At 58.0% G+C, this 23,856-nt stretch carries 24 protein-coding genes and 1 tRNA gene; 15 read left to right on the top strand and 10 right to left on the bottom strand.

The features are described from left to right. Positions 1-197: 197 nt before the first annotated feature. Both C4J86_RS15435 and C4J86_RS15430 read left to right on the top strand, forming a co-directional pair. Positions 198-926, top strand: a complete 729-nt coding sequence (locus tag C4J86_RS15435) for a response regulator transcription factor (RefSeq protein WP_124371046.1) — start codon at positions 198-200, stop codon at positions 924-926. Continuing rightward, complete coding sequence (locus C4J86_RS15430; protein WP_124371045.1) at positions 913-2,271, top strand: sensor histidine kinase; 1,359 nt, start codon at positions 913-915, stop codon at positions 2,269-2,271. Before C4J86_RS15435 ends, C4J86_RS15430 begins: the two co-directional genes overlap by 14 nt. A 3-nt stretch (positions 2,272-2,274) precedes the next feature. Here C4J86_RS15430 and C4J86_RS15425 read toward each other — a convergent pair whose 3' ends face one another. Beyond that, complete coding sequence (locus C4J86_RS15425; protein WP_124363258.1) at positions 2,275-2,790, bottom strand: DUF2062 domain-containing protein; 516 nt, start codon at positions 2,788-2,790, stop codon at positions 2,275-2,277. 135 nt (positions 2,791-2,925) lie between these two features. Here C4J86_RS15425 and C4J86_RS15420 point away from each other — a divergent pair, with 135 nt between their 5' ends. From C4J86_RS15420 to murB, 8 genes are all read left to right on the top strand, one after another. Next, complete coding sequence (locus C4J86_RS15420; protein ID WP_124371044.1) at positions 2,926-5,151, top strand: DNA internalization-related competence protein ComEC/Rec2; 2,226 nt, start codon at positions 2,926-2,928, stop codon at positions 5,149-5,151. A gap of 109 nt (positions 5,152-5,260) precedes the next feature. Next, positions 5,261-5,896, top strand: a complete 636-nt coding sequence (locus tag C4J86_RS15415; RefSeq protein ID WP_122676958.1) for a MotA/TolQ/ExbB proton channel family protein — start codon at positions 5,261-5,263, stop codon at positions 5,894-5,896. Beyond that, positions 5,893-6,321, top strand: coding sequence for a biopolymer transporter ExbD (locus tag C4J86_RS15410; protein WP_124371043.1), 429 nt, complete (start codon positions 5,893-5,895; stop codon positions 6,319-6,321). Before C4J86_RS15415 ends, C4J86_RS15410 begins: the two co-directional genes overlap by 4 nt. Beyond that, on the top strand, positions 6,321-7,331 hold the full coding sequence (gene lpxK, locus C4J86_RS15405; protein ID WP_124371042.1) for a tetraacyldisaccharide 4'-kinase: 1,011 nt from the start codon (positions 6,321-6,323) through the stop codon (positions 7,329-7,331). The genes C4J86_RS15410 and lpxK overlap by 1 nt, the downstream gene beginning before the upstream one ends. A 24-nt stretch (positions 7,332-7,355) precedes the next feature. After that, entirely contained in the window at positions 7,356-7,541 is a 186-nt protein-coding gene (locus C4J86_RS15400) for a Trm112 family protein (RefSeq protein WP_003174668.1), read from the top strand. Continuing rightward, positions 7,538-8,302 carry a 3-deoxy-manno-octulosonate cytidylyltransferase gene (gene kdsB / locus C4J86_RS15395; protein ID WP_124363254.1) on the top strand — a complete coding sequence of 255 codons (765 nt, stop codon included), beginning with the start codon at positions 7,538-7,540 and terminating at the stop codon, positions 8,300-8,302. Before C4J86_RS15400 ends, kdsB begins: the two co-directional genes overlap by 4 nt. Further along, positions 8,302-8,766 carry a low molecular weight protein-tyrosine-phosphatase gene (locus tag C4J86_RS15390; RefSeq protein ID WP_124367380.1) on the top strand — a complete coding sequence of 155 codons (465 nt, stop codon included), beginning with the start codon at positions 8,302-8,304 and terminating at the stop codon, positions 8,764-8,766. The genes kdsB and C4J86_RS15390 overlap by 1 nt, the downstream gene beginning before the upstream one ends. Beyond that, positions 8,763-9,782 (top strand): UDP-N-acetylmuramate dehydrogenase, encoded by a 1,020-nt coding sequence (gene murB, locus C4J86_RS15385; RefSeq protein WP_124371041.1) that lies wholly within the window; start codon positions 8,763-8,765, stop codon positions 9,780-9,782. Before C4J86_RS15390 ends, murB begins: the two co-directional genes overlap by 4 nt. Positions 9,783-9,853: 71 nt before the next feature. Here murB and C4J86_RS15380 read toward each other — a convergent pair whose 3' ends face one another. Further along, positions 9,854-10,525 carry a Bax inhibitor-1/YccA family protein gene (locus tag C4J86_RS15380; RefSeq protein WP_053256786.1) on the bottom strand — a complete coding sequence of 224 codons (672 nt, stop codon included), beginning with the start codon at positions 10,523-10,525 and terminating at the stop codon, positions 9,854-9,856. 152 nt (positions 10,526-10,677) lie between these two features. On the opposite strand from C4J86_RS15380, the gene C4J86_RS15375 reads away from it, so the two are divergent. After that, a tRNA-Ser gene (locus C4J86_RS15375) sits at positions 10,678-10,768 on the top strand. Between the two features lie 20 nt (positions 10,769-10,788). Here the strand turns inward: C4J86_RS15375 and C4J86_RS27090 are convergent. The 6 genes from C4J86_RS27090 to C4J86_RS15340 all read right to left on the bottom strand — a co-directional run bounded on the left by C4J86_RS27090 (position 10,789) and on the right by C4J86_RS15340 (position 17,058). After that, on the bottom strand, positions 10,789-11,061 hold the full coding sequence (locus C4J86_RS27090) for a hypothetical protein (RefSeq protein ID WP_124371040.1): 273 nt from the start codon (positions 11,059-11,061) through the stop codon (positions 10,789-10,791). Between the two features lie 25 nt (positions 11,062-11,086). Next, positions 11,087-11,716, bottom strand: coding sequence for a YdcF family protein (locus C4J86_RS15365; protein WP_124371039.1), 630 nt, complete (start codon positions 11,714-11,716; stop codon positions 11,087-11,089). Further along, entirely contained in the window at positions 11,716-12,423 is a 708-nt protein-coding gene (locus C4J86_RS15360) for an HAD family phosphatase (protein WP_256681703.1), read from the bottom strand. Before C4J86_RS15360 ends, C4J86_RS15365 begins: the two co-directional genes overlap by 1 nt. Further along, the gene (locus C4J86_RS15355; RefSeq protein ID WP_124371038.1) at positions 12,389-13,564 is read right to left on the bottom strand and encodes an MFS transporter; all 1,176 of its coding nucleotides are present in this window, start codon (positions 13,562-13,564) and stop codon (positions 12,389-12,391) included. Before C4J86_RS15355 ends, C4J86_RS15360 begins: the two co-directional genes overlap by 35 nt. A 75-nt stretch (positions 13,565-13,639) precedes the next feature. Then, entirely contained in the window at positions 13,640-15,355 is a 1,716-nt protein-coding gene (locus C4J86_RS15350; RefSeq protein WP_124371037.1) for a carbamoyltransferase C-terminal domain-containing protein, read from the bottom strand. Between the two features lie 899 nt (positions 15,356-16,254). Next, a complete protein-coding gene (locus C4J86_RS15340) occupies positions 16,255-17,058 on the bottom strand; it encodes an NAD(P)H-dependent oxidoreductase (RefSeq protein WP_124371036.1) in 804 nt (267 codons plus the stop codon). 84 nt (positions 17,059-17,142) lie between these two features. Here C4J86_RS15340 and C4J86_RS15335 point away from each other — a divergent pair, with 84 nt between their 5' ends. Then, the gene (locus C4J86_RS15335; protein WP_124371035.1) at positions 17,143-18,063 is read left to right on the top strand and encodes a LysR family transcriptional regulator; all 921 of its coding nucleotides are present in this window, start codon (positions 17,143-17,145) and stop codon (positions 18,061-18,063) included. Positions 18,064-18,071: 8 nt separating this feature from the next. On the opposite strand, the gene C4J86_RS27085 is transcribed toward C4J86_RS15335, so the two are convergent. After that, complete coding sequence (locus C4J86_RS27085) at positions 18,072-18,206, bottom strand: hypothetical protein (RefSeq protein ID WP_256657416.1); 135 nt, start codon at positions 18,204-18,206, stop codon at positions 18,072-18,074. Between the two features lie 215 nt (positions 18,207-18,421). Between C4J86_RS27085 and C4J86_RS15330 the strand changes: the two genes are divergently transcribed. The 3 genes from C4J86_RS15330 to C4J86_RS15320 all read left to right on the top strand — a co-directional run bounded on the left by C4J86_RS15330 (position 18,422) and on the right by C4J86_RS15320 (position 21,766). Further along, the gene (locus tag C4J86_RS15330) at positions 18,422-19,162 is read left to right on the top strand and encodes a hypothetical protein (protein WP_124371034.1); all 741 of its coding nucleotides are present in this window, start codon (positions 18,422-18,424) and stop codon (positions 19,160-19,162) included. A gap of 123 nt (positions 19,163-19,285) precedes the next feature. Beyond that, positions 19,286-19,567, top strand: a complete 282-nt coding sequence (locus tag C4J86_RS15325; RefSeq protein WP_124371033.1) for a hypothetical protein — start codon at positions 19,286-19,288, stop codon at positions 19,565-19,567. An 81-nt stretch (positions 19,568-19,648) separates the two neighbouring features. Next, positions 19,649-21,766, top strand: a complete 2,118-nt coding sequence (locus C4J86_RS15320) for a TonB-dependent receptor domain-containing protein (RefSeq protein ID WP_124372440.1) — start codon at positions 19,649-19,651, stop codon at positions 21,764-21,766. 29 nt (positions 21,767-21,795) lie between these two features. Here C4J86_RS15320 and C4J86_RS15315 read toward each other — a convergent pair whose 3' ends face one another. After that, positions 21,796-23,613, bottom strand: coding sequence for a sigma-54-dependent Fis family transcriptional regulator (locus tag C4J86_RS15315; RefSeq protein ID WP_124371032.1), 1,818 nt, complete (start codon positions 23,611-23,613; stop codon positions 21,796-21,798). Positions 23,614-23,856: the final 243 nt, after the last annotated feature.

Raw genomic sequence — 23,856 nt, 5'->3', positions numbered from 1 at the left:
CCTGCTACCACATTGATATCAATCTTCCGCACGGGCGTCCGGCCCGCGCTACCTGCGCAGTGTAGCCATTTGCGCCGCCAGGAATCTCGTAAATTAATGACACACGGCAATCTTCGGGCCATTCGGTAGCGGCCTGCGATTGCCTGTAACACTTTAATCTTGAATAATCAGTCATTGAGAATGACTTGCAGACGCTAATGAATCCCGCAGCCGTTGGCCTACCCAGTATCCTGACCATCGAGGATGACCCCGTGTTGGGCGCCTACGTCCATGAACATCTGGGCCGCTGTGGCTTCGAGGTCACATGGTGCCGCAATGGCCAGCAAGGCTTGCAGCTGGCCCGCGACCAAGCGTTCGACCTGGTGCTGATGGACGTTCTGCTGCCAGGGCTGGACGGGCTGTCAGTCCTTACGCATTTGCGCCAGAGTCATGCCATACCGGTGATCCTGATGTCGGCCCTGGGCGCCGAAGCCGACCGTGTCAGCGGCTTTCGCCTGGGCGCCGACGATTACCTGCCCAAGCCGTTCAGCATGATCGAGCTGCGGGTGCGCATCGAAGCCATCCTGCGCCGGGTGGCCCTGGACCGTCGCCCGCCGCCGGGCCTTGCGCCCCTGCGCGATGATGCGCAGGTCCTGCGGTTTGACGAGGGGCTGTGCGATGTCGTCTACCACACGCACTGGGCCGGCCTGACACGCAGTGAGTACCGCCTGCTGGAAACCTTGCACCGCAACGCCGAAGAGGTACTCAGCAAGGCTTTCCTTTATCAGCACGTGCTGCAGCGCGGTTATGCCCCACACGATCGCAGTCTCGACATGCATGTGAGCCAGATTCGCCGCAAGCTCAAGGCGATCGGCTACACCGAGCGCGAAGTGCGCACGGTGTGGGGCAAGGGATATGTGTTGAGCGGTCACGATGAAGGGCTTTGAGCGGTTGCCGGGCAGGCATTCGTTGTTCTGGAAGCTGGCGTGCCTGCTGATCGCGTTTTGTTTGCTGATGATCTGGCTCAGTTGGTCCTGGGGCCGCTACATGGAACAGCAAAGTGCCTACCTCACTGACGAAGCCCGCGACACGCTCCGCGGCTATGCAGCCGGCGCCGAGTTGGCGTGGAGTACCCAGGGCAGTGCCGGTGTGGATGCGTGGTTGCAGCATATGGCTGAGCGTGAAACCACGTGGCTGGGCGTCATTGGCAATGACTTGCAATCCCTTGGCAGCGCACCGTTGAGCGACAAGCAAAGCCAGCGCCTGACCTTCTTGCGCGGACTGGACTGGCCGGTGAGCCGGCATGCCAAAGGCTTGCCCTGGTTGAAAATCGCCTTCCCGGTCGACCCCGATGCGGGGTCACTGGTGATCGAGTTGCCCAAGCGCTTTATGCCGGGGCGTTATCAACTGTTCTGGCGGGTCATCACCAACGGCCTGATTCCTGGGTTGTTTACCTTATTGCTGTGTATCGGCCTGTATCGATTGCTGATCATGCCCCTCAATCAATTGCGTGCGCAGGCCAATGCCTGGCGTGCGGACCAATTGACGGCGCGGATGTCCGGCGACGCGACCAGCCGCCAGGACGAGTTGGGTGAATTGGGACGCGCCTTCGACCATATGTCCGAACGCTTGCAGGGCACGGTGCAGTTGCAGCAACAGCTGCTGCGGGACATGTCCCATGAGTTGCGCACGCCCCTGAGCCGCTTGCGCGTGGCCTGCGACAGCGAGCAGGACCTGGCGCGGTTGCGTGAACGCTTGAATCGGGAAATCGACGCCATGCAGCGCCTGGTGGAAGACAGCCTGCAACTGGCCTGGCTCGACAGCGACCGGGCGCCACTGCCCCAGGAGGACATTCAGCTGCCGGCGCTGTGGGACATGCTGCGGGAAAACGCGTGTTTCGAAAGCCATTGGCCGGCATCGCGTTTACCCTGCCTGTTGCCAGCTGAGTGCTGGGTGCGCGGCAATCTCAATGCACTGGCCCAGGCCCTGGAAAACATCCTGCGTAACGCAATACGCCACTCACCAGGCCAAGGCCGGGTGACATTGGACGGCGCACGCGAAGGCGCGCACTGGCATGTCTGGCTGGAGGATCAGGGGGGCGGCATCGATGAGGCCGACCTGGAGCGTATCTTCGCGCCCTTTATCCGGTTGGACGGTTCCCGGCCCGGTGACGGCGGCTTCGGCCTGGGCTTGAGCATTGCGCGCAACGCGGTGCAGCGCCAGGGCGGGCGTATCTGGGCGGAAAATACCGGGCAGGGCCTGCGCGTACATCTGCGTTTGCCTGCCCGTTAGCCATCAGCGGCGGCGCAGTTTGCGTTTCTTCCACTGGTGCGCGACCCACCAGCGCCAATAGCCCATGGTCAGGCAATAGGCCAATGCGCCCAAGACCAATCCGGATACCACCGAGCCCAGCAGGAATGGTTGCCACATCGTGCTCAATTCGCCGCTGATCCATTCCCAGGTGAGGTTATCGGGGAGGCTGCGTGGCGGCACATTCATCAACCAGGCACCGGTCATATAGGTGCAGACAAACACCACCGGCATCGTGATCGGGTTGGTCAGCCACACCAGGCTGACGGCAATCGGCATGTTACCGCGCACCACGATCGCCAGGATCGCGGCCAGCAGCATTTGCAAGGGAATGGGGATAAACGCGGCAAACAGACCCACGGCCATGGCGCGGGCCACCGAGTGCCGGTTGAGGTGCCAGAGGTTCGGGTCATGCAGCAGGGTGCCAAGAAACTGTAATGACTTGTGTTCCCTGATACTGCTGGGGTCGGGCATGTACCGTTTGAATAAGCGCCGGGGCATAAGGGGTCCAGGTCAGTTCGAGGGGCAAGTATGCGCGCATTCTATAAACAGAAAATTCAGACTTTGTGACAAAACATCAAAGGCGCCGTTGGGAACCCCGGCTAAGACTGAGTGAATCATTTAAAGGAATGACTCATGAGGACAGGGATGTTCGCGCTTGCGCTGGGGCTGCTGACCCTGCGTTTTCTACCGGTGTTGCCGCCCACCGGATGGCTGTTGGCCATGCTGGTGCTGGCATTGATGTTAGTGCCGTTTCGTACCTATCCGCTGGCGTTTTTCCTGCTGGGCTTGAGCTGGGCGTGCATCAGCGCGCAGTGGGCACTGGATGATCGATTGCGACCAACACTGGACGGCGAAACGCGATGGGTGGAAGGGCGCGTGATCGGCTTGCCTCAGCAGACCGACACCGGCGTGCGTTTTGACCTGGCCGACAGCCGGTCGCGCAAAGCCCGGCTACCCAAGCGCATCCGGGTGTCCTGGCACGGCGGGCCGCCGGTGCGCAGTGGAGAACGCTGGCGCCTGGCTGTCACCCTCAAGCGGCCGTCCGGCCTGCTCAATTTTCACGGTTTCGACCACGAGGCCTGGCTGCTGGCGCAACGCATCGGCGCCACGGGCTCGGTGAAAGACGGTGAGCGCCTCGCGCCAGCCCGCAATGCCCTGCGCGACAGCCTGCGCCAGCGCCTGATGGCTGCGGATGCGCAAACCCATGAAGCCGCCGTGGCGGCGTTGGTGCTGGGTGACGGTTCCGGGCTGCGCACGGAGCAATGGCAGGTGTTGCAAGACACCGGCACCGTGCACCTGTTGGTCATTTCCGGCCAACACATTGGTTTGCTGGCCGGGCTGATCTACGCACTGGTGGCCGGGATGGCGCGTTACGGTTGCTGGCCACGCAACCTGCCATGGCTGCCGTGGGCCTGCGGCCTGGCCTTTATGGCAGCGCTGGGTTATGGACTGCTGGCGGGTTTCGGCGTGCCGGTGCAGCGGGCCTGCGTGATGGTGGGCCTGGTATTGCTATGGCGGCTGCGCTTTCGGCATTTGGGCGTGTGGTGGCCGTTGCTGCTGGCCTTCAACGCTGTGCTGCTGCTTGAGCCTCTGGCCAGTCTGCAGCCGGGTTTCTGGTTGTCCTTTGCAGCGGTTGCGATCCTGGTGCTGACGTTCGGCGGACGGCTCGGGCCCTGGAGTGTCTGGCAGGCCTGGACGCGTCCTCAGTGGCTGATTGCCATCGGTTTGTTTCCAGTCCTGCTGGTGCTGGGTTTACCCATCAGCCTCACTGCGCCTGTGGCCAATTTATTCGCCGTGCCGTGGATCAGTCTGGTGGTGTTGCCTTTGGCGTTGCTGGGCACGGCGCTGCTGTGGCTGCCGTTGGCCGGTGACGGTTTGCTCTGGTTGGCCGGCGGAGCGCTGGAGGGATGGTTCAAGGGGCTGACCCTGCTGGCGGGGCAGTTGCCGGCCTGGACGCTGGCTGAGGTGCCGCTGGTTTATTGGCTGGTCAGCCTGGCGGGCGCGGTGTTATTGCTGTTGCCCAAGGGCGTGCCATTTCGGTTGCTGGGCTGGCCCATGCTGCTGTTGGCCGTGTTTCCACCCAAGGAATCGGTACCCCATGGGCAGGTAACGGTGGTGCAGCTGGATGTCGGCCAGGGGCAGGCATTGATCTTGCGCACCCGCAACCACGCCTTGCTTTACGACGCGGGGCCGCGTTCGGGGGCGGTCGACCTGGGCGCGCGCGTGGTTCTGCCGTCGTTGAAAAAGTTCGGAGTAGAGCGGTTGGACATGCTGCTACTGAGCCATGCCGACGCCGATCATGCCGGTGGTGCTGCAGCTATCGCCCGTGGGCTGCCCATCCGGCGCGTGGTTGGCGGTGAAACCGACGGGTTGCCGGCGTTTCTGGGGACCGAGCCTTGTATCAGTGGCGAACGATGGGAGTGGGATGGTGTGTCGTTCGTGTTATGGCAGTGGTCCGGCGCCATCAGTGGCAACGCCAAATCCTGTGTATTGCAGGTGCAGGCCAGCGGTGAGCGGCTGCTGCTCACCGGGGATATCGACCGTGCGGCGGAGCGCGCATTGCTTGACACACCGTTGGCGGTGCCCACCGATTGGCTGCAGGCGCCCCATCATGGTAGCCGCAGCTCGTCATCCAGGCCTTTTGTGCAACGGCTTGCGCCTGGATCGGTGCTGATCTCCAGAGGCCGGGGCAATGCCTTTGGTCATCCTCATTCGCAAGTGGTAGAACGCTATCGGGCCCTGGGCAGCCGGCTATACGACAGCGCCGAGCAAGGTGCCGTGCGTCTTCAGTTGGGCGCGTTCCACCCCGCCGTTGTTGCGCGCAGTCAACGCCGGTTCTGGCGCGAACCGTTACCGTAATCCGGCGTTACCAAACACCGCGGGCTGCGACAGTCCGGTCTGCGGCCAACGAACCCCGCTGCCGAACCTATATGATAAAGTGGCGCACTTTTTCGAGGGGGCATTCACTGTGTGGGAATTGGTCAAATCCGGCGGCTGGATGATGTTGCCGATCATCATGAGTTCCATTGCCGCACTCGGCATCGTCGCCGAACGCCTGTGGACCCTGCGCGCCAGTCGCGTTACCCCCGAGCACCTGCTGGGGCAAGTCTGGGGCTGGATCAAGAACAAGCAGCTCGACAAGCAGAAGCTCAAGGAACTGCGCGCCAATTCGCCACTGGGTGAAATCCTCGCCGCCGGCCTGGCCAACTCCAAGCATGGTCGCGAGATCATGAAAGAGTGCATCGAGGAAGCCGCAGCGCGGGTGATCCATGAGCTGGAGCGCTACATCAACGCCCTCGGCACCATCGCCGCCATGGCGCCGCTGCTCGGTTTGCTGGGTACGGTGCTGGGCATGATCGACATTTTCAGCTCGTTCATGGGCTCGGGCATGACCACCAACGCTGCGGTGCTGGCCGGTGGGATTTCCAAAGCGCTGATCACCACGGCTGCGGGCCTGATGGTGGGTATCCCGTCGGTGTTCTTCCATCGCTTCTTGCAACGGCGCATCGATGAACTGGTGGTCGGCATGGAACAGGAAGCCATCAAGCTGGTGGAGGTGGTGCAGGGCGACCGTGATGTGGACCTGGTCGAGGGCAAAGCGTGAAATTTCGCCGCAAGCAACGGGAAAATGTTGATATCAACCTCGCGTCGCTGATTGACGTGGTGTTTATCCTGCTGCTGTTCTTCGTCGTTACCACCACGTTCACCCGGGAAACCCAGCTGCGCGTCGACTTGCCCGAAGCCGTGAGCGGCTCCCCGGCCGAAGACCAGCAGGTCAAGCAACTGGATATCGCCATCAGCGCCGATGGCGTGTTTTCGGTAAATAACCAGTTGCTGGAGAAAAACGACCTGGCCAGCTTGATGGAGGCCCTGCAGAAGGAGTCCGGGGGCGACACCAACATGCCACTGTCGATCAGCGCCGACGGCAAAACCCAGCACCAGGCAGTGATTACCGCGATGGACGCTGCCGGCAAGCTCGGTTTCAGTCATCTGCGCATGACCACCGTCGAGGCGGCGAGCGCACCCTGATGGCCATGTCCGATCGTTTGCTCAAGGCTTGGTACGACGGGCATCCGGCCCTTGTGCTGTTAAAGCCGCTGGAGTGCCTGTATCGCCGGGTGGTGCAGCGCAAGCGCGCGCGCTTCCTGGCGGGTGAGGGCGCTGTCTACCAGTCACCGGTGCCCGTTGTGGTCGTGGGTAATATCACCGTAGGCGGGACTGGCAAGACGCCGCTGATCCTTTGGATGATCGAGCACTGTCGGCGCAGTGGGTTGCGCGTAGGCGTGGTCAGTCGTGGGTATGGCGCCAAGCCGCCACAGTTGCCCTGGCGGGTCGAGGCCAACCACAGTGCCGAAGTGGCCGGCGACGAACCGTTGCTGATCGTGCAGCGCTGCGGGGTACCGTTGATGATCGATCCGGATCGCAGTCGTGCGGTGAAAGCGCTGTTGGCCAGCGAAACCCTGGACCTGATCCTTTCCGACGACGGCCTGCAGCACTATCGTCTGGCCCGTGATCTCGAGCTGGTATTGATCGATGCCGCCCGTGGCCTGGGCAATCGCCATTGCCTGCCGGCCGGGCCGTTGCGTGAGCCGGTTGAGCGCCTGCAGAGCGTTGATGCGCTGCTCTATAACGGCGCCGCCTCGGACCGCGAAGACGGCTTTGCCTTCCGCCTGCAACCCTCGGCGCTGGTCAACCTGCACAGCGGCGAGCGGCAGCCGGTCAGCTACTTTCCGGTAGGCCAACCGGTACACGCGGTTGCCGGTATCGGCAATCCGCAACGTTTCTTCAATACCCTTGAAACGCTACACTGGCAGCCGATCCCCCATGCGTTTGCCGACCACGCGCCCTATAGCGCCGAGGTGCTGGATTTCACGCCGCCATTGCCGCTGGTCATGACCGAAAAAGACGCGGTGAAGTGCCGCGCCTTCGCCCGGCCCGACTGGTGGTACCTTGCGGTGGATGCGCTGCCGTCGCCAGCATTCGTCGCCTGGTTCGATACGCAGTTGATGCGCTTGCTGCCCAACCGTCTTTTGCCTTAAACCGTTTATTTCCAGGAACTACTCATGGACACCAAACTGCTCGACATCCTTGCTTGCCCGATCTGCAAAGGCCCGCTCAAGCTCAGCGCCGACAAAACCGAGCTGATCAGCAAAGGTGCCGGCCTGGCTTACCCTATTCGCGACGGCATTCCGGTGATGCTGGAAAGCGAAGCCCGTACCCTGACGACCGATGAGCGCCTGGATAAATGACTACCGCCTTTACCGTGGTGATTCCCTCGCGCTATGCGTCGACCCGCCTGCCGGGCAAGCCGCTGCAAATGATCGGTGCCAAGCCGATGATCCAGCTGGTATGGGAACAGGCCTGTAAAAGCAGCGCTGAACGGGTGGTGGTGGCGACCGATGATCCGCGCATCATCGAAGCCTGCAAAGGTTTCGGCGCCGAGGCGGTGCTGACCCGCGAAGATCATAATTCCGGCACCGACCGCCTGGCCGAAGTGGCCACGCAACTGGGCCTGGCACCGGACGCCATCGTGGTGAACGTGCAAGGCGACGAGCCGTTGATCCCGCCAAGCGTCATCGACCAGGTCGCCGCCAATCTGGCGGCCCATGGCGAAGCGCGCATGGCCACCCTGGCCGAACCGATCGAAGACAGCGAAACCTTGTTCAACCCCAACGTGGTGAAGGTCGTCAGCGATATCAACGGCCTGGCCCTGACATTCAGCCGCTCGATCCTGCCCTGGGCGCGGGATGCCTTCGCCAGCAACCCCGACGCACTGCCGCAAGGTGTGCCGTACCGCCGCCATATCGGCATTTATGCCTATCGCGCCGGCTTCCTGCATGACTTCGTCAGCTGGGGCCCGTGCTGGTTGGAGAACACCGAGTCCCTGGAGCAGCTGCGGGCCCTGTGGCACGGCGTGCGCATCCACGTGGGCGATGCGTTGGAAGCGCCGCCTGCAGGCGTCGATACCCAGGAAGACCTCGAGCGCGTCCGTCGCCTGCTGGGGGCTTGATGGAGGTCCTGTTTGTCTGCCTGGGCAATATCTGCCGTTCGCCCACCGCCGAAGGCGTTTTGCGCCATAAGTTGCGCGAAGCAGGTTTGTCCGGCCAGGTTGAGGTGGCGTCAGCGGGGACTGGGCAATGGCATATCGGCAACCCACCGGACCAGCGCAGCCAACGTGCGGCGCTGGCGCGGGGTTATGACTTGTCATCCCAGCGTGCCCAGCAGGTCTGCCGCGCCGACTTTGCGCGCTATGATCTGATCCTGGCCATGGACCACAGCAACCTGCGCCATCTCAAAGCCATGCAGCCTGCACAGGGTAAGGCGCAGTTGGATATATTCCTGCGCCGCTTCGGCGGTGAAGTGGACGAGGTGCCAGATCCTTATTATGAAGGCGAACAAGGTTTTGAGCGGGTCCTGGACCTGATCGAGCGCGCCTGTGATTTATTGGTGATTGAATTGAAGGGGCGGTTATGACCTTGCAAGTACTGGCGCAGGTCTCCCTCAAGCCGTTCAACAGCTTTGGCATCGACGTGCGCGCCCAGCTATTTGCCGAGGCCCGCAGTGATGCCGACGTGCGGGAAGCCTTGGCCTACGCCGAGGCGCACAGTGTGCCGCTGCTGGTGATCGGGGGCGGCAGCAACCTGCTGCTGACCCAGGACGTGCCTGCCCTGGTGTTGCGTATGGCCACCCAAGGCATTCGCGTGCTGCACGATGATGGCCTGCAGGTGGTGGTCGAAGCCGAAGCGGGCGAAGCCTGGCACCCCTTTGTGTTGTGGACTCTGGAACAGGGTTTCTGCGGCCTGGAAAACCTCAGCCTGATCCCCGGCACGGTCGGTGCGGCGCCAATGCAAAACATCGGTGCCTACGGCGTGGAGGTCAAGGATGTGTTTGCCGGACTCACTGCACTGGATCGTCAGACCGGTGAACTGCGGGATTTCAGCCTGCAGGAGTGCCGGTTTGCCTACCGCGACAGCCTGTTCAAGCACGAAGTCGGCCGCTGGTTGATCCTGCGGGTACGCTTTGCCCTGAGCCGCGCCAGTCACCTGAAACTCGACTACGGCCCGGTGCAGCAACGTCTGGCCGGGCAGGGGATTACTGACGCCACGCCGATGGATGTGAGCCGGGCGATTTGCAGCATTCGCCGCGAAAAATTGCCCGACCCGGCGCAGCTTGGCAATGCCGGCAGTTTCTTCAAGAACCCGCTGGTACCCCAGGCCTTGGCTGCCGAACTGAAAAGCCAGTACCCGGACCTGGTGGCCTACCCGCAGGCAGACGGGCAAACCAAGCTCGCCGCCGGTTGGCTGATCGACAAGGCGGGTTGGAAGGGCTTTCGTGATGGCGATGCTGGCGTGCATAAAATGCAAGCGCTGGTGCTGGTCAACTATGGCACCGCCACCGGCCGTGACATTGCCAACCTGGCGCTGCGTATCCAGCAAGATATTGCCGAGCGCTTCGGAGTGGAGCTCGAGATGGAACCCAACCAGTACTGATCGTCCATAAGCCCCAGAAATGAAAATGCCCCGTATCTCGCGATACGGGGCATTTTTTATAGCGTTAACAATCAGTCGTCACGGCTCATGATGCCGAAGATCTGCAACAGGCTGATAAACAGGTTGTAGATCGACACATACAGGCTGATGGTCGCCATGATGTAGTTACGCTCGCCACCATGGATGATGGCGCTGGTCTGGAACAGGATGCACACTGAAGAGAACAGCACGAAACCTGCGCTGATCGCCAGTTGCAGGCCGCTGATCTGGAAGAACATGCCGGCTACCACCGCCGCCAGCAACACGAAGAAGCCAGCGGTGATGAAGCCGCCCAGGAAGCTCATGTCCTTACGGCTGATCAGCACGTACGCCGACAGGCCACCAAACACCAGCGCGGTCATGGCAAATGCAGAACTGACCACTTCCGCGCCACCGGCCATGCCGAGGTAACGGTTAAGGATCGGGCCAAGGATAAAGCCCATGAAACCGGTCAAGGCAAAGGCCGATACCAGTCCCCAGGCCGAGTCACGCAGCTTGTTGGTCAGGAAGAACAGACCATAGAAGCCGATCAACACGACAAAGATATTGGGATAACCGACGCGCATCTGCTGGGCCACGTAAGCCATCACGCCGCTGAATGCGAGGGTAAGGGCGAGCAGGCCGTACGTATTGCGCAAGACGCGGCTGACTTCAAGCTGCTCAGCCTGCGCGTTGCCATTCACTGCGTAATTCTGTTCGCGCATGGCGACTCTCCTTCAGTTTTGAAACGTTCAGTCGCAAAGATCATAACAGACGCTCTGTAACAAGCTATGCAGAGAGTTTGACAGTGTGTTTCATTCGGGTATTATTGCGCCCGCTGACGCAGGATGAGCTACTATAATCCTGTAACGCACAAGGGAAATTGGCAGAGTGGTTGAATGCACCGGTCTTGAAAACCGGCGAACGTTAATAGCGTTCCCAGGGTTCGAATCCCTGGTTTCCCGCCAAGATTCACACGAAAGCCCCGCTATTGCGGGGCTTTTGCGTTTCTGGGGTCAGGCGCAATTTCGTGGCGCGGCGAATTCAAGGGTGGCAGGCACTTAGCTGAGCCCAGCGCATGAAGGTGATGAATCATCAGCGTCATCGCCTCACTCTGCTCAGTAATGCCTGACCATTCCATCAGAGCGGCCAGGGCCTGCCGAGTGCCTGGGCTAACCCTGAGCCTCAATTCCTCTTCGGCATTCGCCACGCGCGTCCTGGCAGACTTGGTCAAGCGATCTTTCTGCGGTACTGCTGCCATGGCCTACCTCTTCTATTCCGTCATACTAACCAATAAGGTGGTTTTTAAATCCCTGCTCAATTAAGTACTTCCAGGCCGCTAGGACTTTTTTCGGTAATTCTTCTTCGATCTGAAATCCCTTTTTTGGATACAGCATAATACGCTGTATATCTCCCACCATTTCATCGATTAATCCGAGCACCCCCACCTGATTGGAAACTTGCTCAGGGAAACAATACCTCGGCGCATCAACCCAAGCGTCAAGGCCCGCCCACTGGATAGGTAAAGTCAACCTTACTCGGCGGATTGAGTTTGGCTTGGTAAGAAAAGTAGCGCTCTTTATTTGTGGAAACATTTCTTTGGTAAAGGCAATATTTTCAGCAAAGTTAGTGGCTCGTTTTTCTAAGCTGAATTGCTCATGTAAAACTCCGAGATCTAGCGCGCGCTGAGCAAAAATTTCGGCTTCAGTCTTGTCCCATAAATGTCTAGTCCAGTTGCCGGTATTGCCTGTGAACAATAAATGTCCAGCTACTCCCTTGCGAAGCAATTCGCAAGCGTAATCGCAGACACGAAGATCATATGATCCACAGACTACTAACAAATCACAGTTCTCATGCTGACGTCCTTCAGATAAGAACTCCCAAAGAATAGCGGCGTACTTTAGTGTTGATGTCATTAAGAAGGTAATCCCCTAGAGCTATGGTTGCCGAGAATCAAGAATTTATCATTAAAAAGGGAGGTTGGTGTCAAACGTTCGATTGTTGGCAGAGTGTTAAAGTCGGTATACACAGCCTTAGCGCCGTAGTTGCTTAGCGAAACGTCATTGCCGATACCGATACACCATGCGCCACTGCTTACCGCCGACTGCACACCGCTTACAGAGTCTTCGAAGACCAGGCACTCATTTATGGGGGTGTTTAGTTTTCGAGCCGCTAGCTGATAACAATCAGGAGCTGGCTTGCCATTGCTGACGTCCTCGCGTGAGACTCTACAGTCAAAGCTAGTTTCCAAGCCATGTTGTTCGAGCACGTAGGCGATACGAGCGGGCCAACTGCTAGTCACCAATGCCAACGGAACTGAGCGTTCCCGCAATTGAGAAATTAGCTCTCTCACCCCAGGTACCAACAAACAGACTGCTACCTCTTCAGCAGCATCTACTTGTTTTTTGATAATGCTGCGGGTGGGCTGATTAAAGTTAGGAAAGAGTGCGTGAAGCGTATACTCCCCTGGTCGGCCATGGATGTGTTCATGGATAAAATCTTGGCCAATTTCAATTCCGTATTCCCGTGCCACGCTCGTCCAGGCATGCTCAATAACCTGCCGTGACTGAATAAGAACACCGTCCATATCAAAACAGACCGCTGTAAACGTGTGTGTCATCATGTTTAGAGTTCCGCATTTTTTGATGAGCGATTAAAGCTAGCAGCGCGCCGAGTAAGGCTATAATGGCCATTACATAAAAAGAGCCATTGGGTATTATCTCGTAAAGGTAGCCGGAAAAAGGCGTGGCCACCCCCATCGGTATTGCTACTGCGAAAGAATAATAGAATCCCTGCGTTAAAGTCTGTATGTCTTGCGGAGCGTGATCTCGGATAAAGCGCATAATCGCCGTGTGATAAGCAGCAAAACTCAGCGCGTGCATGCATTGCCCTATAATGATTAGTGATAGGGCATCGCTATTAGAGAAAAACGCCCAGCGAAGGGATGCACATATACTGGACAGAACTACAATGGATAGCGGAGAGAAAAAGTTTAAAATTTTATTTGAGAACGCAAAGTATGTAATTTCAGCAATTACAGCGACTGACCAAAATAATCCAATTGTAGTTGATGAGTAACCTTTGATTCCCCAATTTATTGAGGCTGTGGCAAAATATAGTGTGTGGCTTAATTGAATTATACTGGCAGAGGCGATTGCAAGTAGCAGTATTTTGTTTTCGAATAGCCGTCTCCAATCTGGTTTTTTAACGATCTGAGTATTGCCGGAGAAGTTTATATTTGGAATTCGATATCTCAACCATAAGCAACTTAGCGCTGTAAAAATCATGCTTGCGGCAACGATGACAGGCACCCAGGAAAGCCCATAAACAGTAAAAAAAACACCACCAAGTGTTGACGTTAAAATAAAGGCTGAAGAGCCAACTGCTCTTACCCAGCCGTAATTTTGAATGGACTGTTTGTCTCGTTTGAGCAGATACGACTCGGACAGAGGCAGCACGACCATCCATAGTCCGCCAAACGAAATGCTTAGCGCGATAAAAGTGAATAGAGAGGGGGGTAGAAAATAAAACAGCAGAGTACTAATAGCTGCTGAAAAACTTAATAGTGCAGCCAAGTAAATTTGATCTACGCGCCAGTCCGCGACGTAAGTAATTAATACCCCTGTTACAATTTGAGGCCAATAAGCTGCCGCGATCAGCAAACCTATCTGACTGGCGCCAAATCCTAAAGTATCCAGCCAAGTTGGCCAGAACGGATAGATAATGCCCTCGGCTGCAAAAAAACCAAAAAATATCATGTACATCGGGTCACCAAATAAAACAGTTGAACACCAATCTTGAAAAAAAGGGGCTTCAGGAAGCCCCTAAGCGCGTCGGTTTTACTCAAAGCGCTGTAATGCGAAACTGTTCTTGTTTTTACGCCATATGATTAACGACTCGCTCATAACTACCAAATCGACCATACCGTCTTTAAGGGCAGCCAAGGCATCTTGTGAAGAGCATACAATCGGCTCTTCATGACGATTGAAGGAAGTGTTTATCAAAGCAGATTGCCCTGTTCGGGAGTGCCAGGCATTTAGAAGCTTGTGCATAAAACCATCCGCTTCAGGACGAATTACCTGTGGTCTAGCAGTACCGTCAATATGCACGACAGCAGGGCTAGCCTCGATAAACTGCGGATGGCAATCATATGTCATCGTCATGGTATCAGCGGCAATATGCTCTTCGGACCAGTCGATATAGCATTCGGCGGCCTGCTCGACAGCTGTCACTGGGCCAAACGGCATAAATTCAGTTCGGTGCATCCGTTTGTTGAGCCAGTCGTTCACATCAGCATCTTTGGCATGGTAAACGATACTCCTGTTGCATAACGACCTCGGGCCAAATTCCATTTTTCCTTTAAACATTCCTAGAACCTGGTTTTCCATTAAAGCATCTACGAGCGTTTCAATGATATTAGTCGGATTGTGATAACCCAATTCAGGGTAGTCACGATTTATCAGGTTTATGTTTTGTGAAACACTACGTGCCGCTGGGCCCAGCGTCATCGCCGGGTTTTTGAATCGTGTACCCTGTTCTAAGTAAGCAGCCCCCACTGCAGCAGCCAGAGCCAGGCCGCCGTCTCCCATGCATGGCAGCACATAAACGTTACGCACGTCAGGGATTTCTCGTAACCGCTGGTTAAGCTTCACGTTGCCAAATACACCACCCGCCAAGCAAAGGTTACTACTCCCTATCTTTTCTAGATGGTAAGTTACAACTTTAACTAGCATGTCTTCGACATGGCGTTGAACGGCGGCTGCGATATCTTCCGGTTTTTCCTTGGCCAGTAAACTTTGTAATATATCGCTATAACCATTATATGAAGGCAGGAAAAGATCTCCGCATTTGGCTCTAATTCGCCCGTCCTCAACATTGATCATTTGTTGCATTACGCCAAGCAATTTCTCAGGATCGCCGAATGCAGCTAAGCCTGTGATCTTGCCTTCATGACGATTAGGTTTGTAACCTAGCAGATGGGTGATGCGTCCGTAGAAGTACCCCAGGCTATCAACGCTTGTTTCACGCTGTAATACCGTGGTTTCGTTGGGTGTGTAATGTGTTAGCGTCAGTGATTGAAAATCACCTCGCCCATCACATGTTAGGGTTAAAGCTTCATCAAAGGGGGAGCATACATAAGCACCCAGAGCGTGACATTCATGGTGGTCTATGTAGTATGCGGACAGCGCGTTATCTGCGATAAATTTATCGAACTCAGCTCTTTTTTCTTTGTCGTTGGTGATTTCGTCAGTAATACGTTTTCGAAAAAGAGGTAGCCCATTAGGGTTGTTCTTAACTTCATCTACAATGCGATCGAAATATAAAGGTAAGTGCTTTTCAGCTGTGAAGCCTGCGTTCCAGCCATAGGCGACATAGTCTACGTCCTCTAAACTTATACCCGCCTCACCTAGTACAAATGAAATAGAGTGCGCAGGCCAGACTTTGTCATCTTTGATGCGGGTAAAACGTTCTTCACTCACCGCAGAGAGGATTCGGTCGTCGCGGACCAGGCAAGCACCTGATAAATCATTGTTAGTAATTCCTAAAACTATCATAACAACTCCATGTTTTGCAGTTCAGTGATTATCAGAGATCACTGCATCAGTACCGCCCATAATTCTGTCCTCAGAATATTCCCTGGCGTCCAGTGGGCCGTTTAATAGCTCCCAAGTGGGCGATCCTGCCCTCTGACACAAACAGCGTAGCAGTGGATTGTGACACCCATATGAAGATTTTTCGTAAAGAAAAATTTTGCATGGATTTTGCTTATAAGTATTGATCGTCCGAGAACGCAATTAAATTCTTGTAGCTGTACATGCTGAATATGAGCTTTGCCAACGCGAGACGCTCGGACTCAATCCCGCCAAGCCCTGCTTGATGTGCCCAGCGTTTTCACCTATTAGGAAAAAGAGCACCACGTACGTTATTACCAACCTCATTCAAGTCTTGCTTTTCGCTGTAGAGAGCCATGAGTCGACCTACCTTCCGCTTCGAAGGTAGTTGCCGTCGGGCACGACCTCCACCGCCTGCTTAGCGGCTCCATTGGTCTAAAGCCAGATCTGAGACTCTCCACCGCGACTATGCTGAATTCACCAGCAATCGAGATAGAGGCTCCCATGAGAGAGGCGCAGCGAAGACTGACCCTGACAGCATGGCGCGAGCTTTCTGCACTGGGCGGAAATCGAATGGATGCGGAAGTTAAATACTTCGAATTGCTGCGGCGGGCTGACGCCATGGAGCGAGCCGACCTCATCTCGAGTGATGAGTGGCGAAGCCTTGTCAAACACGCCGGAGCATTACTCTGCAGTACTGCGCAGTGTATGGGCGGACCGGGGTAGGCCCGAAAGACGTAGTCCGTCGCCGCGCCGGAACTGGCTGCGATCGCGCTGCTGGTCACCGGTATCGCCTAGTGTCTGAATTGCCATCGCAACCCTCACCGTACGCCAGTGAACGGCTAGTCTCCTGACGTGACGCCCCCATCGATATCGATATGAATGCCCAAATCCTGACGGCCGGGCGCAAGATGCGGTTTGAGTGTCAATGCCGGAATGTCATAGTCACCGGCATTCTGGCGACGAAATGCCAACGGCTGATCAATGAACAGGTTGTCCAACCGAGCAGCATAGGCCGTGCATAGCTGTTCGAACCGGGCGGCGTCCATTTTGCTGGTTTTATAGATGGGGAAGGGCGGCACAACGGTGAATCCAGGATAGAAGAGCATCCCATGCTGGATAGGGAATAGCAGGTCATCCAGCGCACCGTTCACCCCTCGACCACTGTAGTGGGACTCCCAACCGCCCATGCTGACCACCAGCATCGCGCGCTTTCCAGTCATGCTGCCTTCGCCGTAGCGGTCGCCCCAGTGACTTTCGCTGTGTTCGCCGACACCGTAGGCAAATCCGTAGGCGTAGACGCGTTCGACCCAGCCCTTGAGGATCGCGGGCATCGAGAACCACCACAGTGGAAATTGAAAGATCACGGCGTCCGCCCATCGCAGTTTGGCCTGCTCTTGCTCGATGTCTGCCGGTTGGGTGCCGGCGGCAAATACACGTTGCGATTCCATGGCCGGATTGAAGGGGTTTGCGTCGTCATAGCCTGGGGCGTCGTCCGTATCGATGGGCGCTTTCCAACGCATGGCGTATAGATCGGAGACCTTGACCTCGTGGCCTGCGGTTTGCAGGTGGGCGATCGCGAAATCCCTGAGAGCGCCATTGAGCGAGCGAGGTTCAGGATGGGCGTAGATCAGTAGCAGCTTCATGGTGGGCTCCGAGTGGATGTATACCTCACCGTAGCGACCCACGCGGTATGATAGAAATGAATTTCCGAAACATATGGTATTTACATGCACAATACCTTGCGACGTCTGGATCTCAATTTGCTGGTCACGCTGGATGCGCTGTTGTCTGAGCAAAACGTGACACGGGCAGCGCGCTTGCTCAATCTCGCGCAATCGACCGTCAGCCTGCAATTGGGTCGGCTGCGAGAACTTCTCGACGATCCATTGTTGCTGCCCGGCCCCCGAGGGATGTCGCCTACCGAGCGTGCCCGTGAATTGCGCGGGCCGCTGCGTGACGCGTTGGTCGCGTTGGAAGGCGCGCTGAGTCCTGGCGGCACGTTTGAGCCCGCGCTGTCTGATCAGACATGGAAGGTGGCGGCCAGTGACTACGCCGCGACGGCTTTGGTCTGGCCGTCACTGGCCCTGCTCAGGCGCCTGGCTCCGAATACCCGCTTGGCATTGCTGAACAAACATCCCGTCAGCCTCGCTAACGATCTGGAAAGCGGTCAGCTCGATCTGGCCTTGCACACGCGCGATGATGCTCCGCCAAAACTGCGTCAGCGGTCTCTGGTTCACGAACGCTATGTGCTGGCCGGGCGGCGCGGTCATCCCGCTTTGGCGACGAAGCTATCGCTCAAAGCGTTCTGCGGCCTTGAACATGCCGTGATGTCACCCAATGGCGGCGGGTTCGTTGGGAGTACCGACCAGGCGCTGGCCGCTAAAGGGCTGGAGCGACGCGTCGTATTGTCAGTGTCCAATTTCAACTCGCTCGTCTCGGCACTGGTGCACAGCGACCTGGTTGCGGTGGTGCCGGAAAGGCTGGTGCGGGATGAGCCAGCGCTGCACGTACAGGTACCTCCACTGGCCATTCCGGGTTTTGAAATGCTCATGTTATGGCCCGAGCGGCTGCACCGCGATCCCGCCCATCGGTGGCTGCGCGATCTGATTGCCTCGACGTTGCAAGCGGCTCCCGACCCCGAGGTTTGATGGGGTCGTTACTCAACCGTGCAAATCCAGCGGTGATTATGCCGATAGGGCGCGCGGGTGAAGTGCACATCTGAAACCAGATTCAGGCCGCGCTTTTTCAGCGCTTCGGTCAGCTCTACGAGTGTCTCTGCCTGGATAGTCATTGCGGTTACCTCGTCAGATTTACCGTATTCATAATTCTTGACCGAGGGGGCAACTCGCTAATTCAAATTTTCTACACGTTTAATAGTTGAAGGCCGGGCCTGTAGTCCGATGCTTATCTGGCCCCCAGGGCTGCACTTTTTTCCATTCTCCTGATCTACCTCTGTCCCAGCCACCCATATCCTGCGGGTGGCCAACAGCCACAGACCCGGTACCGATGCATCGAACGCTAACTGTTTTTATCACCCGATGGCCGCGGTGGCTGGTTGCGATACTGGCGCTGTGTGCCGTCGGTTGCAGCCAGCAACAGGGGCGCGACATTGCCAGGCAGTTCAGCGATGGCAAGCCCGATGAGTTTTTTCAAACCAGCGTTGATCGCATGGCCACCCTGGGCATGCGCGACAACCTGCAAAGCCTTTATCTGTTGATGAGCAAGCTTTACCTGCGTAACCCCAGCCAGTGGCGCCAGTCCGGTTATCCGGATGCGGTAACTGCTGCGCGCACTATTCGCCAGGCTATCGAAAACCGTCAGCCATTGCCTGCGCTGGGGGAACGTCGTGATCTGGCGGCCTTGAGTTACTCCCTGAGCCCGGAGTTTCGGGGTGATCGGGTGGGGGCGTTCATCTACGCGATCGGCAGCATGCTGGTGACCGCACACGGTGGGCGCACGCAATTTTATGTGACCGACTCGATCAATCCGCAGTTTGTCAGCAACGCCGCACGGAATATCGAGAAAGCCACCTGGTTGCTCGGCCAGCGCCAGGACGCCAATGGCGTGTTGCTGCTGTTTTCCAATGAAATATCGGAGGAGGGCAGCAACCTCAGTTTCGCCGTCGAATTCGGCAAGATCGTCGCGCGCTTGGATCTGCTGACCCAGATACTCGATGAGCGCTACCGACGCATCGGCCTCAATTATGCGCAAAGTCTGTTGCTGATGAATTTCCTGCCTGTGCAGTGACAGGGCCATTGGGTGCGGTGTTTCCCTTTCCTCTGTAGGAAACTGCCTTTCATGCCCTGGACCGCTTGAACCACGCACCGGTCAGCCCTAGCCTCGGACTTTTCTTAAACATGAGTGCCTACCTTGGGTAAGCGAAAAACGGTTTGGCCTACTGATCGCGAAATCCGTCTGCGATTCATCCTGTTTGCTGTAATCGACGCCGCGAGCGCTCAAGGAGTCGCTTCGGAAGTGTTGTTACCCGCGCACAAACTGCTGCGCGGCTCGCCTACGGAGATGCAGCTGCGCGACACGCTTGCCGAGATCCTGGCCACCGATGAAATGTATGGTTTCAGATTCCCCATCGGCTCGGATGCTGACGACTTGATGCAGACGCTGGAGTTGCCGGGCAACCAGGAGCGCACGTGACCTGACGGGTGTGGGCGTCTTCCCATGACTGTTCGCGTGCCGGCGCTGCCGTCCACGCCCCCGTATTCCAAGGACCTGCCCATGCTGTTGCGACACCCTGCGCTACTGTGCACCGCCCTGACCCTCAGTTCGCAGGTACAGGCCGAAGACCTGCAATTGGCGCCGGTCGAAGTCACTGCGTCTGAAGCCAGCGCCGGCGAAATCGCCCAGGCACAGCTCAAAAGCGTGCCCGGCGGCACTAATTTTATCGACATGGACAGTGTGCAACAGGGCCGGGTGAGCTCCAATGAGGACGTCTTCAAATACCAGGCCGGGGTGTACGCCAAGGCGGCGAACAATGAAGGGGTCAAGCTGTCCATTCGCGGTTCGGGCCTGAACCGCAGCCCCGGTGCCCACGCCTCCGGGTTGTACGAAATGTTCGACGGCCTGCCGCTCACCGGTCCTGGCGGTACGCCTTACGAACTGAAGGACCCGCTCTGGCAGAGCCGGGTGGAAGTGCTGCGCGGCGCCAACGGTTTCGATCAGGGCGCGTTGGCCTTGGGCGGCGCCGTCAATTACGTCACCCGCACCGGTCTTGACGCGCCCAAACTGCAACTGCGCTATGAAGCGGGCAGCCGTGGTTACGCCCAGCGCGAGATCAGTTCCGGCCAGGTGCTCGGGGATGCCGATTACTACATCAGCCTCACCGATTCTGCGTCCGACGGTTACCAGCACCAGAGCGCTGGCACCGGCAAGGGCGTCGCGGCCAACTTTGGCTATCGCTTCAACCCGGACCTGGAAACGCGCTTCTATTTTCGCTACCGCGAAACCACCAACGACACGCCGGGCAAGCTCACCCGTTACCAGATCAGCCATGACCCGCGTGCCGCCAACAGCCTCAACGCTGCCCGCGACTCCAAGCGCTTGCAACCGGGTTCCACCTGGATCGCCAACAAGACCACCTGGCAATTGGATGACGCTTCGCGCGTCGAAGTCGGGCTGGCCTATCACGACTACCCGATGGACCTGCGTGAAGGCACCAACCGCCTGAAAGTCGCCTACACCGACATCAGCGGCACCCTCAATTACATTCGCCAGGACAGCCTGTTCGGCCACGACAGCAAAACCACGCTCGGCCTGCGCACCACCCAGGCGATGCCGAACAACGGCGCCTCGGAGTATGTGCGTATCCCGGCGGGCAACACGGCCGGCTACGCTCCGGGCACCAAGACCCGTGACTACACCTACCTGGGTTCCGACACCGTGCTGCATATCGGCAACGAACTGGAGCTGGTGCCTGACCTATGGCTGACCAGCGGCCTGGCGGTGATCTACACTCGCCGCGAAACCCAGGTCACCTATCCAGACGGCCAAGCCCCGACCAGCCAGCACGATTGGGACTACGCGCCACGTATCGGCCTGCGCTATGACTTCACCCCGCAATTGCAGTTGTACACCAACCTGAGCCGCTCGGTAGAGCCGCCGCACGCCTGGTCTATGATCTGGGGTTCCAACAAGTATTTCGGTACCGGCAGTGGCGCGGCCACCGGCTTGCAGCGCGAAGGCGTGAAGTTGCGCAATCAGACGGCGACGACGCTGGAAGTCGGTGGGCGCGGTGAGGCGTGGCTCGGTCAGTGGGACCTGGCGCTCTACCGCTCGGAAGTGCGCCACGAGCTATTGACCGTGGAAACCCAGGCCCAGACCGCAACCAGCAATGCCATCGTCGCCGAAGCCAACGCCAGCCCCACCGTGCATCAGGGCGTGGAACTGAGCCTGCTCAGCCCGCTGTGGGAGGGCGGTCGCAACGGCCAGCTTGCGCTGCGCCAAGCCTACACCTTCAGCGATTTCCACTACCGCGATGACGAGCGTTTCGGTGACAACACCTTGCCCGGCATTCCCAAGCATTATTATCAGGCGCAGTTGCGCTACAGCCATCCGAGCGGTTTCTACACCAGCCTCAACACCGAGCATGCCTCGCGGGTGGCGGTGGACTACGCCAACTCTTACTACGCCGCGGCCTATACCACCCTTGGCGCGACGTTTGGCTTTGATGCGCCCAAGCAGGATTGGCAGGCCTGGGTCGATCTGCGCAACCTGACCAATCGGCGTTATGCCAACACCGTTACCCCGGGCTATGACGACAAAGGCCTGGATGTCGCGCGCTCCACACCGGCCGATGGCCGGGGCCTCTACACCGGCGTGTCGTGGCGTTGGCGCTGAAGCGGCATCTGGCTGACTGACGTGCTCGTTCAGCCTTCGTTCTGGCGCAGGCGCTTGTACAGGGTATTGCGGCTCACCCCGAGTTCGCGGGCGAGGTGCGAAATGTTGCCGCCTGCCGCCTTCAAGCGTTGCGTCAGGTCGATGCTGTCATCCAATCGCTCGCTGGCGGGCTGCGGTATCGGCCCCTGCAAATCCACAAAAAAGTCATCGGGCAGATGCTCCGGGCGGATCGGCTGTTCCTCAGCCATCGCCAATGCCACCTGCAACACACTGCTGACCTGGCGCAGATTGCCCGGCCATGGATGCTGTTCGAACAGCTTCAGCACCTCGGCACTCAGGCCGGCCCACTGCGTGGGGTCGCGGTGTCGCTGCCACAGTTGCTGGAACAACGCCTGCTTGTCGCTGCGCTCGCGCAGCGGCGGCAGTTCCAGGGTCAGGCCACCAATGCGGTAATACAAATCCTCCCGAAAACGCCCGGCTTGCACCAGCTCCCGTAGCGCGCGGTTGGTCGCCGAGATGATGCGCAAGTCCACCGGGAACACCTCACTGCTACCCACCGGTTGCACGCAACGCTCCTGCAGTACCCGCAACAGCCGCGCCTGGGTGGGAAGAGGCATATCGCCGATCTCATCGAGAAACAGCGTGCCCTTGTCGGCCTTGCGGATCAGGCCGATGCTGCCCTTTTGATTGGCGCCGGTGAACGCGCCTTTTTCATAGCCGAACAGTTCCGATTCCACCAGTTCAGCCGGAATCGCCGCACAGTTCACCGCGATCAATGCCTGGCGGCTACGGGAACTGGCCTGGTGCAAGGCTTTGACGAATACCTCTTTGCCCACGCCGGTCTCGCCGTGGATCAACAACGGAATGTCCTTCTCCAGCAGGCGCTCGGCCTGGCGCACGGCTTTCTCCACACGCATATCGCCAAAATGCAGGGTGGTGAGGCTCACGGCGCTCGGCTTCGACGGCGCCGGCTCATTGAACATCCGCGCCTGTACCGGCGTCTGCCTGGGCCGCTTGAGCAGGCATTGGAAGCGATTGCGTCCCGCCGCTTGCAGGGAAAAGGGCAGCCCCTCCGGCTGATTCAACAACTCCAGCAGCGACACCTTGAACAAGCTGTCGATCATCACCCTCGACAAGCTGATCCCCAGCAGGTTGTCCGCGCGCCGGTTGGCCGACAGCACCTGGCCGCTTTCATCAAAGATCAGCAGGCCCGCCCACTGGCTGTCGAGGTTGCTCAGGCCGGTGTTGAACGTCAGTTGGAAATGCTCGCCGCGAAACAGGTTGAGGATCAGCCGGTTTTCCACGGTCTGGCTCATCATCTTGACCATGCCCAGGGTGTGGGAGGGCGGCAGGTAGCTGTCGCTGGAGACATCCAGCACCGCGATGATTTCGCGTTGTGCGTCGAAAATCGGCGCCGCCGAACCGGTCATGAAGCGGTTGGCCTTGAGGAAATGTTCGTCGTGCTCGATATGCACCGCCTGGGCACAGGCCAACGCGGTGCCGATGGCGTTGGTGCCGCTGGCGTGTTCCATCCAGCTGGCGCCCGCGCTGAAACCACGGGCCAGCCCAGGCTCGATAAAGCGCTGGGTGCCCCACGACGTCAGGACCTGGCCCTGGTTGTCGGCCAACATGATCAGGCAGTTGGAATTGCTCAGGATGTTTTCGTAGTAGGGCAGCACTTCCTGATGGGTGGTCTGCACCAGTGAATGCTGACTCTCCAACAACTGCCGAATGCCCTCGGCGGGCAGTTGGTCGAAGCTGGGGACGCTCTGGTGATCCAGGCCGAACGCGCGGCAACGGCGCCAGGAGTCCTGGATGATGGTGTCGTGAGTCAGTGGTTCGGCCATGTATTGACCTTCATTCTTATTGTTATTAACCCGGTAAATGTGGGAGGGGGCTTGCCCCCGATAGCGGTGGGTCAGTCAGCACGTTTTTCACCGATGTACCGCCATCGGGGGCAAGCCCCCTCCCACATTTGGCCTTTGTTGGGATCTGAAGAGTGTTGTTCAGAACTGTTCATTGTCAACCCCCCTGGCTGTTCAGTTGCGCAGTCAAATTGTTCACTCCCGAACAGCATATTTACCCATTCT

Source organism: Pseudomonas sp. R2-7-07 (assembly GCF_003852355.1).
Taxonomy (GTDB): domain Bacteria; phylum Pseudomonadota; class Gammaproteobacteria; order Pseudomonadales; family Pseudomonadaceae; genus Aquipseudomonas.
This window is presented reverse-complemented; position numbering and strand designations above follow the sequence as displayed.

Coding starts and splice junctions, on each gene's coding strand:
- C4J86_RS15435 (WP_124371046.1), top strand. CDS start 198: ATGAATCCCGCAGCCGTTGGCCTACCCAGTATCCTGACCATCGAGGAT.
- C4J86_RS15430 (WP_124371045.1), top strand. CDS start 913: ATGAAGGGCTTTGAGCGGTTGCCGGGCAGGCATTCGTTGTTCTGGAAG.
- C4J86_RS15425 (WP_124363258.1), bottom strand. CDS start 2,790: ATGCCCCGGCGCTTATTCAAACGGTACATGCCCGACCCCAGCAGTATC.
- C4J86_RS15420 (WP_124371044.1), top strand. CDS start 2,926: ATGAGGACAGGGATGTTCGCGCTTGCGCTGGGGCTGCTGACCCTGCGT.
- lpxK (WP_124371042.1), top strand. CDS start 6,321: ATGGCCATGTCCGATCGTTTGCTCAAGGCTTGGTACGACGGGCATCCG.
- C4J86_RS15400 (WP_003174668.1), top strand. CDS start 7,356: ATGGACACCAAACTGCTCGACATCCTTGCTTGCCCGATCTGCAAAGGC.
- kdsB (WP_124363254.1), top strand. CDS start 7,538: ATGACTACCGCCTTTACCGTGGTGATTCCCTCGCGCTATGCGTCGACC.
- C4J86_RS15390 (WP_124367380.1), top strand. CDS start 8,302: ATGGAGGTCCTGTTTGTCTGCCTGGGCAATATCTGCCGTTCGCCCACC.
- murB (WP_124371041.1), top strand. CDS start 8,763: ATGACCTTGCAAGTACTGGCGCAGGTCTCCCTCAAGCCGTTCAACAGC.
- C4J86_RS15380 (WP_053256786.1), bottom strand. CDS start 10,525: ATGCGCGAACAGAATTACGCAGTGAATGGCAACGCGCAGGCTGAGCAG.
- C4J86_RS27090 (WP_124371040.1), bottom strand. CDS start 11,061: ATGGCAGCAGTACCGCAGAAAGATCGCTTGACCAAGTCTGCCAGGACG.
- C4J86_RS15365 (WP_124371039.1), bottom strand. CDS start 11,716: ATGACATCAACACTAAAGTACGCCGCTATTCTTTGGGAGTTCTTATCT.
- C4J86_RS15360 (WP_256681703.1), bottom strand. CDS start 12,423: ATGATGACACACACGTTTACAGCGGTCTGTTTTGATATGGACGGTGTT.
- C4J86_RS15355 (WP_124371038.1), bottom strand. CDS start 13,564: ATGTACATGATATTTTTTGGTTTTTTTGCAGCCGAGGGCATTATCTAT.
- C4J86_RS15350 (WP_124371037.1), bottom strand. CDS start 15,355: ATGATAGTTTTAGGAATTACTAACAATGATTTATCAGGTGCTTGCCTG.
- C4J86_RS15340 (WP_124371036.1), bottom strand. CDS start 17,058: ATGAAGCTGCTACTGATCTACGCCCATCCTGAACCTCGCTCGCTCAAT.
- C4J86_RS15335 (WP_124371035.1), top strand. CDS start 17,143: ATGCACAATACCTTGCGACGTCTGGATCTCAATTTGCTGGTCACGCTG.
- C4J86_RS27085 (WP_256657416.1), bottom strand. CDS start 18,206: ATGACTATCCAGGCAGAGACACTCGTAGAGCTGACCGAAGCGCTGAAA.
- C4J86_RS15330 (WP_124371034.1), top strand. CDS start 18,422: ATGCATCGAACGCTAACTGTTTTTATCACCCGATGGCCGCGGTGGCTG.
- C4J86_RS15320 (WP_124372440.1), top strand. CDS start 19,649: ATGCTGTTGCGACACCCTGCGCTACTGTGCACCGCCCTGACCCTCAGT.
- C4J86_RS15315 (WP_124371032.1), bottom strand. CDS start 23,613: ATGGCCGAACCACTGACTCACGACACCATCATCCAGGACTCCTGGCGC.